The sequence below is a fragment of the Nostoc sp. S13 genome (assembly GCF_029379315.1).
Taxonomy (GTDB): domain Bacteria; phylum Cyanobacteriota; class Cyanobacteriia; order Cyanobacteriales; family Nostocaceae; genus Nostoc.
The window spans coordinates 16,808-31,839 of sequence record NZ_JAQYWQ010000086.1 but is presented as its reverse complement, the minus strand read 5'-3'; the positions used below and the strand labels follow the sequence as shown (position 1 = coordinate 31,839).

The following is a 15,032-nucleotide window of genomic DNA, read 5'->3' as shown; positions in this document are numbered from 1 at the left end:
TCAAACCCTCATTTCCTCGTACAGCCAGATGGCGATCGCTCCTCCCGTGCAAATCCTTGTAACTCTCTTCTGGTAAGCTTTCATGATTCGCGGATGAGTCTAATTGAGGTCTGATGACTCCTACGATTATGCGTCAGCTTTGGTCAGTGGTTGAAACCGCCCAAGCCAAGCTTATATTGCAACTGGATGATGCTAGCTTAGTGCAGTGGTTAGTGAAACAAACTGAAACGCAAGTGTTGTTAGATTCTAACGAAACTGATTTTCTATGCCACTACATTCAATCTCGGCTAGCCCTGATACGTGATATTGCCCATGAACGTCAGTGTTGATATCGCAAAATCACGATGAATTAAATGATAGTCAAGTGTTATTACTATTAGACATCTCCGAAAAAGAATGTAGAGACGCGAAATTTCGCGTCTCTACAAGGGTTTTAGATAACGCATATTTAATTTCACCAGATGTCTATTGACTATTGACTTTTTTGGGGAAAATAACCTTCAACTAAGCAGTCAGAGCCGACTACACGCCAACGAACACGTTCTAGAGACAACGCCTCAGTCATGCTAGTAAAACCTAAATCTCCCACAGGTGTGGGAGCAATGCTACCACCAATGATTTTCGGGGCGATAAATGCGAGAATTTTTTGCACTGCTCCTTGAGCGATCGCACTAGCAGCTAAGGTACCACCACATTCCCACAATACGCTACAAAAACCCCGCTCATATAAGTACGCCATAGCCTTATCTGGTGTAAGTGATGTTAATTTCACCACTTCCACCCCCTTTTTTAGCAACAGTTCTTGAAAATCAGGGTTAGCGTCCTCCTGTGTCAACACCAAAGTCGGAGCATCCGCAGTTTGCCACACATGGGCATTTTCCGGTAAGTTGAGATGGCGACTCATCACCACCCGCAGGGGATTATGTGCCCCCACCTGATGGCTAGTTAAGTAAGGATTGTCCTGTCGGACTGTATTACCACCGACAATTATTGCATCACAAGCCGCCCGCAGTTGATGTACTTCACTACGGGCATCTTGGCTTGTCACCCAAGCGCTGTTACCAGAGGTGGTAGCAATTTTCCCATCTAAAGTCATGGCATATTTTAAAATTCCCAAAGGTCGTTTGTAGAGAATGCGATGCACAAAAGCTTCATTTAGCTGATGGCAAGCTGACTCTTCTACTCCTACCAAAACTTCGATCCCCGCCGCACGTAAACGGGCAATACCACCTCCAGCTACCAGGGGATTGGGATCAACCATACCCACCACCACTTTTGCCACCCCAGCTTGGATCAATCCTTCCGAACAAGGGGGAGTACGTCCATAGTGATTGCAAGGTTCGAGGTTGACATAGATTGTTGCACCACGAGAGGGATTCTCCTGGGGAGAGACTGCGCCAACTCCTGCTGCCCTCAAGGCAAACACTTCTGCATGAGGCTCACCTGCACGAGGATGAAACCCTTCGCCGACAATTTCGCCATCCTTGACAATCACCGCTCCCACTAGGGGATTTGGCGAAGTACGTCCTAAAGCGCGGCGAGCAAGTGACAAACATCGCAGCATCATGCGAGAGTCAAAGTCAGTTCCTATCTTTTCCTTTATAGGAGAATTCGATCCAACTGCTGACTCCACTATTGGTATATTTTCCTGAGTGTAATTTGGTAAAGATGCATCTGCTTGAGCGACCACTGGGGAATTATCCATAATTTTAGACAATATTGTAAATATTCTGCACGCGATCGCACAGCCTTTCCACAGGAGAATCGTGCTTTACGTCTGATAATTGAAGGAGGCAGGGCAGGAGGAGCAAATCACTTATAAGATTTGACCCTGGATGATTTGGGGCGAGCAGAAGTTGTCGGATATTCAAACCCTTGCTCCTTCTGGTCGCGGCAGGAGATTAAGGGCAGTATTCCTCCAGCCTCCGGCCTTTCTTGTTAAACAGATAGAACTTACGCAAAATATCTCTCAAACTATCATTCCTCCGTTCGCGCAGCGTCTCCCCTTGGGAGAAGTTCAGAGACGCTCGCGGACTCGCTACCGCTACGCTAACGGCAGAAGCCGCCGCTCCGACTTCTCTCCGTGTCGTGCCAGTTGCTACAACGGGAAGCCACTGCGTTGGACGGTTGCCCGGCTTGAAGGAGCCAGCCGCTCTTTCGGGTCTCCCGGAGCGGACTGGCGTCAAGTGGCATGGGAACCCCCCTTCGGGTTCACCAGTCGCCTACGGCGGGAAACCCGCCTACAGCGCTGGATTCACCGCAACGCACGGGCTTCTCTGCGCCTGGAGCGGTTCGTTATTCAGTAACTCGTGCGTAAGTCCTAACAGAGTAAAATCCAGGCGCTATAATCTTGCATCAGCCTGTAATATTTTCATTACAATTCTTCTTACAACCTTTTTCATGTATTTGTATGCCTGACTTCAGCAGTGAACCGATACCAGAATTGAGAAATCCCCAACAAACGTTTCATTCCGGTGATTTAAATTTAAGAATCGAAGGAGAAGTAGTACCTGTAGTAGATGTCCATCTGGGACAACAGCAATCAATTTACTTTGAACATCATATTCTACTGTGGAAACACCCCAACGTTCGCCTCGGTGTCAAAGGTTTAAAAGGCGCAGCCAAGCGTTTCTTTGCCGGACTGCAAATTTTTATCAGTGAAGCACATGGGCCAGGGAATATTGCTTTCTCCCGTGAGGCCCCAGGACAGATTGTAGTGCTGCAATTAGAGCGTGGACAGACAGTGGATGTGCGCGAACATCAGTTTTTGCTAGCTACCAGCAATGTTGAGTACAGTTTCTTTTTCCAGCGAGGACTGGCGAACCTCTTTTTCAGCCGCAGTGGCGGGTTATTCATTGATCGGTTCATTGGTCAGCAAGCAGGGGGGCTGCTTATAATTCACGGTTACGGTAATGTTTTTGAAAAATACCTTGCTCCTGGTGAAATGTTAGATGTAGAGCCAGGGGCATGGTTGTGGAAAGACTCATCAGTGAAGATGGAGACAGTAACGGCGCTGCAATCTAGTGGCGGCATCTTGGGAGCAATTGGGGTAATGCTTGGCGGCATTTCATTCACTCTTAACCGGTTTACTGGCCCTGGTCGCTTAGGATTGCAGTCTATGACTTATCACCCTCCTGTATCTGAGGGCGCAACTCAAATCGGTGGCAGCGCTAATATCGGTTAAATTTTTATATGCACCACAATCGCAAAAAACACATTTTGGGGTTGGCAGAGCAGTAGGGCGAGTGCAGTTTTTCAAATTAACTTTGATTTCTCGCTACAGGTTTGCAGTGGTTTATCGATGTAGAAGAACCTAGTCGCTCTACCTCGGCTGGGCTGGATGGAATGTACGTTGGTATTCAGACCTCGTTGCAGCAGCTTTCACCAGAAGAGCTAGACCCAGAAACGCAACGTCGGGCGGTGGAAATCATCAAGCTAATTATTGATGAGGGTAAAGGACATTATGTGCGTTTCAGTACCGCCCAGCAAAACCTGGCTTTTTACGATAATGCGGGTCGTGGTGATTTGCCAAAATATATTCACGGTGATCGCTGGAGCAAGAAAAGCAATCAACCTAACCCGGAGTTACCTAACAGTAAGCTCTATGGTGTTCCCTATGTTGAAAAATCAGGCAGCGAAGGGTTCATCCTGCAAAAACTAAGTGACATTCTATATTTTTTGTTGATAGTGTGTTTGATGTTGGCGTTTGCTATGCAAGATGAGAAAATCAGTGGTGCATCGCTAAGTATAGCGATTTCCTTGATGCGTCAGATGAACGCAATCAATTTTCAGTTAGCAGAAAAAGGACTGACACCACTGTTTACCATTCCTAAATGGTTGGAAAGCTATCCTCCCATTACATCCCAGGAGATTGCCCAAACTTTGTTAAATACAGCCAAAGAGCAATTGCGGGAATCAGGGGTATTGCAAAGCTCTGCGATCGCTCAATTTGCCCAAAAAGCGCCATTGACTGAATCGAAGCTATTGAAAGAGCCGATTCTTTCTCAAGTTTTGCAGAAAGCGCACAATGAAAGTATTGATGAAGTGCTTGCCCATTTTGATAATGCCATTTCCCAAACCACGTTTCAATAAGTCAGTCTGAAGTTTGTTCCCTAACGATGACCGAAACAGACTCATGATACAAGCTCCTAAATTTATTTATGGGGATTGTTAATTTTGAATTTTGAATTTTAAATTTTGAATTGGGAGCGAAGCGAAGTGACTCCTGTGGCTGTTGTCGGCGACAGTTTGAGTGCTTATGCTGTGGTTGCAGCCTTAGCCAAGCTGGGGTATGATTGCGATTTGCTATGTGATCCAGCAAAATCTCACTTTTCCGGGCGATCATTAGTACTCAACGATATTAGCGAAACATTGCTGGCGGAGCTTTTCCCGGATGTGAATCTGGGTGTTTATAGTCAACGTCTGACTCATCGTTGGGTGCGTTGGGGCACACAGCCAGTGCAGGTGGAACAGCCTGCATTGGCAATTCGATCACACTCTTTACTAGAGTTACTGCGAAACTCCAAGGTCATGCAGCACAGTCGTGTGATTGATGCTAATCAACTGACTGCTCAGGAAATATCGCAGAACTATGCTTGGACAGTCTATACCAGACACAAACAAGGTGCGATCGCTTTGCCAAAAAGTTCCCACTCCTTGGTTGGTGGTCAACGAGTCATGGTAACTGCTGAGGTACAAGACACGTCTAAATCTGCACATGCTTATATAGAGTCGCTGGCTGACGGTTGGTTGTTTTATGCTCCAGTCGATCGCTCTGGCGCGATGCTTCAAGCATGTTTGCCTATAACTCCAGCCAATCCTCGACGGGCATTATTGGAATCTTTGTATCAAAGCACTACAATTAGCGCATTTGTCAACGATTTGCAAAAGGTAGATTGTTTTTCTTCTGCCCCCCACTTGCAATGGCCACTCTGCGGTTCGGGTTGGCTGATGGTGGGCGAACCCGCGATTAAGATTGATCCTGTGAGTGGAGAAGGTACGCCGTTTGCATTACGCAGTGCAATATTGGCAGGGGCGGTAATTGATGCAATTTTGAGCGATGGCATTCCTGATATATCTGCGTTAAGTCATTATCAAACTAGATTAACTCATTCGTTCATTTCTCATGTGCGAGGGTGTATCCAGTTTTATCGAGAAGTATTTAGCACAAATTTAGCATGGCTTGCTGAAATAAATCAGATGATTGATATTGCTGAGACTCTATCAACTCAGTTAGAGCAACAGGCAGTTAATGTGTTGAACTATCATCTGATGGATTTTAAGTTGCACATTAGATGATCGGGTGAATTTGTCTCACGCTCCAGAGGCAGAGTCCCAGAGAAAAAGCAAAGTACAAATTGAGTGTAGGGCTAGCCCTTAAAGCAGGCATCGCCCCACACATTTACAACGTCGCCACAAGTTCCTTTAAGCGATCGCGTCCATCCCGGAAGACGGGCCAACCATCCCCCACCAGCACTGCTTCTACCCGACTCAGTTGAGCCAACCTGCGAATAGAAGCAACAGCCTCATCTCGATTCAGCAGCTTGTCATCTGGCAAAATCGTCAAGCTACCTGCTTTGCGTGCCCTGACTAAATCTCCTGTAATCAAAGTCGTCTCCTCCAGTAACAGAGCCAATTCACCGGGAGTTTTCGAGCCTTGGAGTTCAATCACCTCCAGTCCTGGTACAAATTCTTCTCCATCAGACAGCCAGCGATCGCAAGGTATGGGAAAAGTGTCTTTTTCTGCCAGAGGCCCAGCTATCTTAGCATAGGTTTGATCGGCAATTTCTTTACTTGCCCTAACATGCTCAGAATTCGTCAGTACAATCCAAACCACACCACCGAGGGATTTCAGATGATTCCAATCATGGTTTGATAGGGCTACTGGGTCAATCAAGATATTGCCATTTGGGCGAATCCAGGCAATCCCATTGAAATCAATATTTCTTGCCGGATTGAAATTAGACCAGCTATAAAGATCGGGACGGTGCAAAGATTTCATGATGATTCTGGATCAGTACCTTCAATAATTGACTATTAATCTCAATAATTAAGTATATAGATTATGAGGTTGCATTCCCTGTGAATCTGGAATTTGAGTATACTACGATAAATTTATCGATATTATGAGTTTTATCAGGGTTATAAAAATTCCCGCATAACTGCAATACAGATCAATGGAGGTATAGGGATGAGTGAGATTGGGCGCAAAAAAATATCAGCGAAGGCAGACCAGTTTACAGAGTCGGTGATTCGAGAAATGAGTAGGGTAGCACTGCAATACGGTGCAGTGAATCTGGCACAGGGGTTCCCTGATTTTCCCTGTCCCTTGGAGTTGAAACAGGCAGCTTACGAAGCAATAGAGGCAGATGTCAACCAGTATGCCATTACTTGGGGCGATCGCCCATTTCGTCAGGCGATCGCTAACAAAGTTCGTTGGTATCTCGGCTTAGATATCGATCCCGAAACCCAAATCACCGTTACCTGTGGTTCCACAGAAGCAATGGCAGCTGTAATGCTGGCAACCGTCGATCCCGGTGAGGAAGTAATTGTATTTGAGCCGTATTACGAAAACTACGGCCCCGATGCGATTTTAGCTGGTGCTACGCCCCGCTACGTAACCCTACATCCCCCCGATTGGACATTTGATCAATCAGAGTTGCGTCAAGCTTTCAATGCCAATACTAAAGCCATTATTATCAACACACCTCACAACCCCACCGGCAAAGTCTTCACCCGTGACGAACTCAGCCTAATTGCTGAACTTTGTTAAAAGTGGGATGTGTTAGCGTTCACTGATGAAATCTATGAACATATTCTCTATGATGGCACTCAACATATTGCCCTAGCGACCCTTCCCGGTATGGAAGAACGCACAATTACCATCAACGGTCTATCCAAAACTTACAGCGTCACTGGATGGCGAGTTGGCTACATTTTAGCAAACCCCGAATTGACAGGAGCGATTCGCAAAGTCCATGATTTCCTCACCGTTGGCGCTCCTGCACCCTTGCAACGAGCCGGAGTTGCCGCCATGCAACTGCCACCATCCTATTATGAAGAACTAGCCAAACTTTATCACCAGAAGCGAGACAAAATTTTACAGATTCTAGATCAAGTTGGCATTCCCTATTTTGTTCCCAAAGGAGCCTATTACGTCCTAGCAGATATTTCCAAATTCGGCTATAAAACAGATGTTGAATTCACTTACCATCTAATTAGAGAGATTGGTGTTGCCGTAGTTCCCGGTTCCAGCTTTTTCAGCCAACCAGAAAAAGGACATTCATTGATCAGATTTTGCTTCAGCAAAAGACTTGAGACATTAGAAACAGCGAGCGATCGCTTACTCAAACTACAATCAAATCTACAACCTACATCCTAACATCCTAACATTCATTTCTTCTCTCTGCGCCCCTCTGTGCCTGGAGCGGTTCGTTTCTCTTCACCATCCCAATCTATCCAACATTAAAGACCAATAACCACTTATTTCTGATAACTGACCAGGACTACTATATGGCTACTTACGACAATATTTTGCAAGCAATTGGTAGAACTCCACTAGTCAGACTTAACAAAATTGCCGAAGACATTCACTCAAGTATTTATGCCAAAGTAGAATATCTCAACCCTGGCGGAAGCACCAAAGATAGAATTGCCCTCACCATGATTGAAGCCGCAGAAAAAACAGGTCAACTGCAACCTGGCGGCACTATTATTGAAGCTACCGCAGGTAATACTGGTGTAGGACTAGCACTAATTGCAGCAGTGAAAAAGTATCGCTGTATTTTCGTTATGCCTGATAAAATGAGCCAGGATAAAATCAACCTACTCAAAGCTTATGGTGCAGAAGTAGTTGTTACTCCCACATCTGTACCGCCTGACTCGCCAGAAAGCTATAACGGTGTAGCGGAAAGACTCGCCAAAGAAATACCAGGAGCTTACAGACCAAATCAATTTGAAAACCCAAATAATCCTTTAGCGCATTACTTAACTACCGGCCCAGAAATCTGGTCAGATAGTAATGGTAAAGTTGATGTTTTTGTTACATGAATGGGAACAGGTGGTACAATTTCAGGAGTTGCTAAATATCTCAAAGAGCAAAATCCAAATATAGCAATTGTTGGTGCAGATCCAGAGGGTTCAATTCTTTCTGGTGACACCCCCAAATCTTACAAAGTTGAGGGAATTGGTGAAGACTTTATTCCCAAGACATTTAATCGTCAATTAGTTGATGAAATGGTTAGGGTTAGTGATAAAGAATCTTTTAATATGGCTCGTCGTTTAGCACGAGAAGAAGGTTTATTAGTAGGAGGTTCCTGTGGTACAGCAGTAGCCGCAGCACTCAAGTATGCAGCAAGATTAACAGAGCCGAAGTATATTGTAGCGCTATTACCAGATACAGGAAGAAACTATATTAATAAAATCTACTCCGATGCCTGGATGCAAGAAAATGGTTTTTGGGAAGGTACAACAGTAAAAAGTATCAAAGTTGGTGAAATTCTCGCTCAAAAAACAGATTTTCCTTCTCTAATTGCCGTCAGTCCTCGTGATACCTTAAGCAAAGCGACAAACTACCTCCAAAAGCTGAATATTTCGCAGCTACCTGTGATTGATAATAATCATGTAGTCGGAAGCGTTAATGAAGCCTCTTTAATGAAATTTCTCCACGATGGGATCAACTTTTCTAAGCAAGAAGTTTCAGCAGTCATGGGTAAACCTCTGCCGATGCTCGATGAAGAAGTTGATATTTCTGAAGCTTATCGAGTATTGTTATCGGGAACCACAGGGATTATTATTAAGCGAAATGATGTTCCTATTGGATTAATTACTAGAGCCGATTTAATCAGATATTGGATTAGTCAAACTCAAGAATCATTAAAGGAAAATCATGGAATTTGAAACTAGAGCTATTCATGAAGGTCAGCAATCAGACCCACAAACAGGCGCTGTAATTGTTCCTATTTATTTGACTTCTACTTATGAACAAGAAGCCATAGGTAAACACAAAGGATATGAATATTCTCGCACGGGAAACCCTACTCGCACAGCTTTAGAATCGGCTTTAGCTTCTATTGAAAATGGAAAATTTGGTTTAGCATTTGCCTCTGGCTTGGCTGCAACGACAACTGTATTAAGTCTACTAAAAAATGGCGACCATATTGTTGCTGGTGATGATTTATATGGGGGAACTTATCGTTTGTTAGAAAAGGTTGTGAAAAATTGGGGTGTGACAACTACTTATGTAGATATTGATCACATTGCTGATTTTGAAACTGCCATTCAACCAAATACCAAGCTGATTTGGATTGAAACTCCTACTAACCCTTTGTTAAAAATTATTGATATTACCGCACTGTCAAATATTGCCCGTAAAAACAACATCATCTTAGTAGTTGATAATACCTTTGCTAGTCCTTATTTTCAAACACCATTAGATTTAGGTGCTGACATTGTGGTTCACAGCACTACCAAATATCTAGGGGGACACAGCGATATTATTGGTGGTGCAATCATCACATCTAACGAGCAACTATACACCGAACTGAAGTTTTATCAAAATGCGATCGGGGCGATTCCTAGTCCTTTTGATAGCTGGTTAGTGCTGCGAGGGATTAAAACTCTGGCTGTGAGAATGCGAGAACATGAAAAAAACGCTTTATTTTTGGCTGAATTTTTAGAAAAGCATCCAAAAATTGAGCGCATTTATTATCCAGGGTTATCCAGTCATGAACAGCATCAACTAGCAAAAGAGCAAATGTCTGGTTTTGGGGGGATGATTAGTTTGGAATTAAAAGGTGGTTTTGCTGAGGTTGAAAGATTCGCTTCTCGACTCAAGTTATTTTTGTTGGCTGAAAGTTTGGGTGGTGTGGAATCGCTGCTTTGCTATCCTACCAAAATGACTCACGGTTCTTTACCAGAAGCGGAACGACTTAAGCGGGGAATAAAGGATAATTTAGTCCGCCTTTCGGTAGGAATTGAGCATCAGCAAGATTTGCAAGCTGATTTAGAAAATGCTCTAGCTTGAAAATTGGTATTGGGCATTGGGAAAGGGTTGGCGTTGGCGTTGGGGAAGCCTCTCGTAGAAAACCCTCTCGTAGAGAAGCCTTTCTACGAGAGGGTCATTACGAATTACATTAGTGTAGCGGTAGCGAGTCTTCTCCCAAGGGGAGACGCTTTAGCGCAACGAGCGTCATTACGAATTACGAAGCATGTCTACCTTCAAGTTAATAGAAGTTAATAAATCCTGAGTTAATATTAAGTTCATAAATGCTTTGTTTAGGTGTTTATTAAAAAACATGACATTATTTTTGATCCAGATTTAACTCTAAGTTTTGATCCCCGACGAAAAGTTAACTTTCTTAAAAAAACCCCACTCCAAAGCGAGGGTTTATAAGTCTTAGTGGGTAATAATCCCCAAAAAAACTACACTAGTTTAGTGTAGTTTTGTTAAAATTTCCGGTAATTATATCGGGATACTAGCCTTATAAATTCTGAATTAAAAACCCCATTGACTCTTTAAAAGGATAGGACTAATGTTATTAGTAGTCCTTCCAAGGACAGTATTTATGCATCAAAAAATCAGGAGGTATTTCCGATGATGATGATGATGACTGAAACCATGACTCCCGAAATGCAAACCTGCATGGATGCTTGCATGGAATGTCACAAAATGTGCATGGAAACAATGACTTACTGCATGAGCAAAGGTGGTAAGCACATGGACAAGAGCATGATGAGCATGATGAGCATGATGCGCGATTGCTCTGAAATGTGCATGATGTGCATGAATATGATGATGAGTGGTTCTGAGTTTATGGAACGCACTTGTATGCTTTGTGCGGAAATGTGCGATCGCACTGCTATGGCTTGTGAAATGATGAGCGATGACGCGAAAATGATGGAATGTGCTGCCGCTTGCCGTAAGTGTGCAGAGTCTTGCAGAAGTATGCATATGATGCCCGTATAATTCCCCTATCTAGCAGAAGTTTCTCTGCAACCTAATATTCAAGCGCTCAGACTCTTTGGGTCTGGGCGCTTGAAGTAAAGACTTAACTAATCAAAGAATTAGTCTAAACCAACACTTTTAAACTCATTAGAATTACTTAAACAAGTTCCGGGATTAGAAGCGATCGCACCAACAATACTTTGGCCAAAAATAGAGGTAAGCTAAACCACATCTAGTTTACATATCTAAAATTTATATAACTCTTGTGGGGTGGGCATCTTGCCCGCCCTAATTATGCAAGTTAAATGTATAACAGCTTAGTTTAGCTTTTCCCGAAAAGTTTTAAGAATCTCTGACCACAGGGGCAGAAAGTGTCAGGCAAATCTTACCATCATGCCAGCGCTAACTAGCGATTAAGGTGGGTAACAGTGCCCCACCCTAAAACTCTAACTTGCTACTGCCTCAGCAGGGGCTGCTTCAACAGCAGCTATGGGTAAGTAAACACTAACTTTTTTACGGGTTTTGCCCTTTCTCTCAAAGGTTACAACACCGTCGATTAACGCAAACAGAGTGTCATCGCTACCAATACCGACGTTGTTACCAGGGTGAAATTTGGTGCCGCGCTGACGCACGAGAATGTTTCCTGCACGTACAACTTGACCGCCATAACGCTTAACACCTAGACGTTGGGCATTAGAGTCACGACCGTTGCGTGTACTACCTGTTCCTTTCTTATGAGCCATGATTTCCTCTTGTTTATCTATCTACTTCTTTTTATTATTCAGCAGCGGTTTCAACTTCTTCGGCAGAAGTGTCATGTGCAACAGGGAGTTCTTCCTCCGTTGGCCCTTGGGTAGCAAACACTGCACCGTTAAGGGTAATGGAGTTAATCATAAGTCTGGTAATTTCCTGACGATGCCCCCGCTTTTTGCGGGTTTTCTTTTTCGGCTTCATTTTGTATACCAGAACTTTACGACCTCTGTAATGTCGCATTACAGTCCCTTCTACAGTCGCACCTGTCACTAGTGGCTGTCCAATGGTGACTTCGCCATCATGCTGCACGAGCAATACGGCATCTATTGTAACTTTTTCATCTGGTTCATTCGTAAGCAGTTCAATGTCATAAAACCGCCCTGGCTCTACTCGTATTTGTTTGCCGCCAGTTTCAATAATTGCGTAGGTCATGGAATTGTCCTTGAGGTTGCCGTACAGGTAGCTGTTTTTTATCTCTTGTAGAGACACTTTTGCCAGCTTTTGTAATTATGTCTACCTGATCCGAGCAGGAATTAGACAGACAATCTAATATAGTATTTTATTAACAGATATGAAGTCAAGCTCTAACAAGAAAGACCCCTCTAACCCTAGTAGCTATGTCAACAAAGGGAAAAACACGGATAAAATTGTGGTTGGTGATAAATGAAGAGTTCCTTGGTGACGAAGGTTTTTAGGCAGGAAGAAACTAAAGGGGCTAAGGGGTTAGATGGTCTGTGTTAGCCGTTTTTTAGGAGATGTCGTTTAAATTAGCCAAACAAACCTCCAATGGGTGTGAACTGTTTCGGTGAGTCTGAAGATGAAAAATTAGCTAATTCAGTACTGTCTGCTTACTGATTTTCAATGAGTGGGAAGGAATTAGCGAAGAGTTTTCATGAGCAATCACCCAGCAGCAAGAATGTAAATTGTATTCACAAGTCAGAATAAATACTTTTTAAATAAAAATTGCTACTATCTTAGGGCTGAATTTTACAAAAGAGTAATAGCAGTATTAGTCTAAAACTTATATTTTTTTATCAAAATCACCACGTTTATCTTCTTTGTTTTAAGATCAAACTTATAGATAGATGCTTTATCTAGAAATTATTTACACAAGCTAGTGAATTCCCATTTCAAAAAGGAGATGGATTGTTATGACACAGCAAAACGCTGCTCGACTTTTTCAAGCCGTAAAACAAGATCAAGCATTACAGGAAAGACTAAAAGTAACAGCTGATCCAGAAGCCTTCATTAAGATTGCTCAAGAGCGTGGCTATGAATTCAGCCTCAAAGAACTAGAGAGTGAGATAAGCAAATTGTCTGAAGAAGATTTAGCCAACATTCTCAATCCAGGATGGGGGGCTAGACGTCACATTAATCCTAGATAATTACTGTTCTAGGAAACCGAAGTATAGAAACAAATGAATTCAGAAGTTTTGCTCCTCAAGGGGATATCGTTGCATCATCTCCTTTAGGGGCATTCCTATTAAAGTAAGCAACACTTTCTCCAGAGTTACTTTTCTTCATAACCCAATACGCTTGGTGTTAAGGCTAAAACTCCTTATGAAAGTCAATTTTTTTAACGAAATTACGATTACAAAACTTTACTTTCCACTTCCGACTTCTTTAAAAATCCTTTCTCTACTCTCCATCTCCCCACCTGCTTAACTCATGAGTTAGGATGACTATATTTTAATCCGGTTATATGAAAAGAATAGAAGTTGAGCAAAGAACTATTTTAATTGGTTTGGCAGGTAGCCACGGCTATGGTTTAAATCGTCCTGATTCAGATTTTGATTATCGGGGAGTATTTATCGCATCGAAAAGGTACTATTTGGGATTTGATAGGATAGAACAAAAAGATGCTGGTTGGAATGAACCAGGAATATTTTCATTCCTGGATAGCAACAAAGACACCGTTATATATGAATTAAGAAAAATCCTCCAGTTATTAGCGGGCGCAAATCCTAATGTTTTAGAATTGCTCTGGTTAAATAACTATCCTTTTTTAAACCCAGTCGGACAGCATTTAATTAATCATAAGCAGTTATTTTTGAGTAAGAAGGTAAAACATACTTACACTGGTTATGCTTTTGCCCAAATCAAAAAGATGGAAACTCATCGTAAATGGTTGTTAAAGCCACCGCAAAAAAAACCAATACCATCTGACTTCGCCATAGAAGACGAAGCGCCCTTGGGCAAAGATGAGCTAAATGCTTTTTTGGAGTATCTTTATAACTTAATCAGAGAACGGATTGAGTTTTTGGAAGAAGCGGAACAATTATACCAATTGCTGACAGCAGATATTGATTTTAAAGGAGTGTTAAAACAATATACTTTACCCAATGAAACTTTGGAATATACCCAACAGTTAACCAATAGCCGTAAAGATTTTATCCGCCTGCTTCAGAAAAGTCAAAGCTATCAAATAGCTTTAAGAGAATGGAAGGCTTATTTATCTTGGCAAGAGAATAGAAATCCGGCTAGGGCGCAAATGGAAAGAAAGTCGGGTTTTGACCTTAAACATGGGATGCATTGCATTAGATTGTTACGCAGTGGAGTAGAAATATTGCGTCAAGGTGAAGTGATTGTAGATAGGAGAATAGCTGGCGATGTTGAGGATTTAAAAGCTATTTTAAAAGGTGAGTATTCTTATGAGCAGGTGATGAAAATGGCAGAAGATTTGGTCGCCGAAATGGAAATTGTTTATGAACAATCTACCCTACCTCACAAACCTGATTTGGAGCAAATTAATGAATTGTGTATAGAATTGGTATAAATGCAGAATTGGTAAATGAAAAAGGAGAGACGCGATTAATCGCGTCTGTACATGAGTTAGGAGTTTATAATTAATTTTTCACTCATAACTCATAACTAATTTTAATGAGGGTACATTAAGTCAGCAAAGCCATAGAGGCTGATGATGAGCAATAGAGATGCTGTTAGTTGGGTAATTCGTGTCTGAGGTGAGGGCGCGATCGCTTCTCGCACTAAGATAGAAATAGATGCCCCAACTACTAAGCTCAAACCTAAAATTAAATATGGTCTGTCGGGTAAAATATTGGCTATTGCCAACATAGCGATCGCTAATAAAAGCATCAATAATTCTACAAACCTGGGCGGGTTGTATTGGCTAGATAGAACAAAGCTGTTGAACCAAAAAGAGCAAAATCTCATAGTAGGTGTTGAATGTTTAGTTAGGAATTAGGAGTTAGGAGTTATGAGTTATGTAGCCCGTGCTGAGTTAGGAGCAAAGCCGGAGACGCTCCACCGAGGCGTTAGAAGTTGTGAGTTATATACTCATTGCTGAGTGCCGAGTGAGAAATTAAAATTGTGA

The 15,032-nt window shown here is 42.6% G+C and carries 14 protein-coding genes and 2 pseudogenes; 11 read left to right on the top strand and 5 right to left on the bottom strand.

The genetic code is table 11. From position 1 onward, the window contains the following. Nucleotides 1-113: 113 nt before the first annotated feature. Entirely contained in the window at nucleotides 114-329 is a 216-nt protein-coding gene (locus PUQ00_RS22955) for a hypothetical protein (RefSeq protein ID WP_300421180.1), read from the top strand. Nucleotides 330-472: 143 nt separating this feature from the next. Here the strand turns inward: PUQ00_RS22955 and ribD are convergent, their stop codons facing one another. Next, nucleotides 473-1,705, bottom strand: a complete 1,233-nt coding sequence (ribD, locus tag PUQ00_RS22950) for a bifunctional diaminohydroxyphosphoribosylaminopyrimidine deaminase/5-amino-6-(5-phosphoribosylamino)uracil reductase RibD (RefSeq protein WP_300421177.1) — start codon at nucleotides 1,703-1,705, stop codon at nucleotides 473-475. 705 nt (nucleotides 1,706-2,410) lie between these two features. On the opposite strand from ribD, the gene PUQ00_RS22945 reads away from it, so the two are divergent. From PUQ00_RS22945 to PUQ00_RS22935, 3 genes are all read left to right on the top strand, one after another. After that, nucleotides 2,411-3,184 carry an AIM24 family protein gene (locus PUQ00_RS22945; RefSeq protein ID WP_300421175.1) on the top strand — a complete coding sequence of 258 codons (774 nt, stop codon included), beginning with the start codon at nucleotides 2,411-2,413 and terminating at the stop codon, nucleotides 3,182-3,184. A gap of 101 nt (nucleotides 3,185-3,285) precedes the next feature. After that, a complete protein-coding gene (locus PUQ00_RS22940; protein WP_300421172.1) occupies nucleotides 3,286-4,092 on the top strand; it encodes a hypothetical protein in 807 nt (268 codons plus the stop codon). A gap of 105 nt (nucleotides 4,093-4,197) precedes the next feature. Continuing rightward, a complete protein-coding gene (locus PUQ00_RS22935; protein ID WP_300421169.1) occupies nucleotides 4,198-5,298 on the top strand; it encodes a hypothetical protein in 1,101 nt (366 codons plus the stop codon). 103 nt (nucleotides 5,299-5,401) lie between these two features. Here PUQ00_RS22935 and PUQ00_RS22930 read toward each other — a convergent pair whose 3' ends face one another. After that, on the bottom strand, nucleotides 5,402-6,001 hold the full coding sequence (locus PUQ00_RS22930; RefSeq protein ID WP_300421167.1) for an MBL fold metallo-hydrolase: 600 nt from the start codon (nucleotides 5,999-6,001) through the stop codon (nucleotides 5,402-5,404). Between the two features lie 189 nt (nucleotides 6,002-6,190). On the opposite strand from PUQ00_RS22930, the pseudogene PUQ00_RS22925 reads away from it, so the two are divergent. From PUQ00_RS22925 to PUQ00_RS22905, 5 genes and pseudogenes are all read left to right on the top strand, one after another. Beyond that, a pseudogene (locus PUQ00_RS22925) lies at nucleotides 6,191-7,381 on the top strand (aminotransferase class I/II-fold pyridoxal phosphate-dependent enzyme). Between the two features lie 131 nt (nucleotides 7,382-7,512). Beyond that, a pseudogene (locus PUQ00_RS22920) lies at nucleotides 7,513-8,385 on the top strand (pyridoxal-phosphate dependent enzyme); the annotation flags it as partial. Nucleotides 8,386-8,439: 54 nt separating this feature from the next. After that, the gene (locus tag PUQ00_RS22915; protein ID WP_300421181.1) at nucleotides 8,440-8,898 is read left to right on the top strand and encodes a CBS domain-containing protein; all 459 of its coding nucleotides are present in this window, start codon (nucleotides 8,440-8,442) and stop codon (nucleotides 8,896-8,898) included. Continuing rightward, on the top strand, nucleotides 8,888-10,024 hold the full coding sequence (locus PUQ00_RS22910) for a cystathionine gamma-synthase (RefSeq protein ID WP_300421166.1): 1,137 nt from the start codon (nucleotides 8,888-8,890) through the stop codon (nucleotides 10,022-10,024). The genes PUQ00_RS22915 and PUQ00_RS22910 overlap by 11 nt, the downstream gene beginning before the upstream one ends. A gap of 570 nt (nucleotides 10,025-10,594) precedes the next feature. Further along, entirely contained in the window at nucleotides 10,595-10,966 is a 372-nt protein-coding gene (locus PUQ00_RS22905; protein ID WP_300421163.1) for a four-helix bundle copper-binding protein, read from the top strand. A gap of 425 nt (nucleotides 10,967-11,391) precedes the next feature. On the opposite strand, the gene rpmA is transcribed toward PUQ00_RS22905, so the two are convergent. Both rpmA and rplU read right to left on the bottom strand, forming a co-directional pair. Further along, nucleotides 11,392-11,688, bottom strand: a complete 297-nt coding sequence (rpmA, locus tag PUQ00_RS22900; protein WP_300421161.1) for a 50S ribosomal protein L27 — start codon at nucleotides 11,686-11,688, stop codon at nucleotides 11,392-11,394. Nucleotides 11,689-11,722: 34 nt separating this feature from the next. Continuing rightward, nucleotides 11,723-12,130, bottom strand: coding sequence for a 50S ribosomal protein L21 (rplU, locus tag PUQ00_RS22895; RefSeq protein WP_300421158.1), 408 nt, complete (start codon nucleotides 12,128-12,130; stop codon nucleotides 11,723-11,725). A gap of 719 nt (nucleotides 12,131-12,849) precedes the next feature. Between rplU and PUQ00_RS22890 the strand changes: the two genes are divergently transcribed. Together PUQ00_RS22890 and PUQ00_RS22885 are read left to right on the top strand one after the other, a co-directional pair. Further along, complete coding sequence (locus PUQ00_RS22890; protein WP_300421156.1) at nucleotides 12,850-13,083, top strand: Nif11-like leader peptide family natural product precursor; 234 nt, start codon at nucleotides 12,850-12,852, stop codon at nucleotides 13,081-13,083. 317 nt (nucleotides 13,084-13,400) lie between these two features. Then, nucleotides 13,401-14,474, top strand: coding sequence for a nucleotidyltransferase domain-containing protein (locus PUQ00_RS22885; protein WP_300421154.1), 1,074 nt, complete (start codon nucleotides 13,401-13,403; stop codon nucleotides 14,472-14,474). Nucleotides 14,475-14,575: 101 nt separating this feature from the next. Here PUQ00_RS22885 and PUQ00_RS22880 read toward each other — a convergent pair whose 3' ends face one another. Further along, on the bottom strand, nucleotides 14,576-14,872 hold the full coding sequence (locus tag PUQ00_RS22880) for a hypothetical protein (RefSeq protein ID WP_300421152.1): 297 nt from the start codon (nucleotides 14,870-14,872) through the stop codon (nucleotides 14,576-14,578). Nucleotides 14,873-15,032 lie beyond the last annotated feature (160 nt).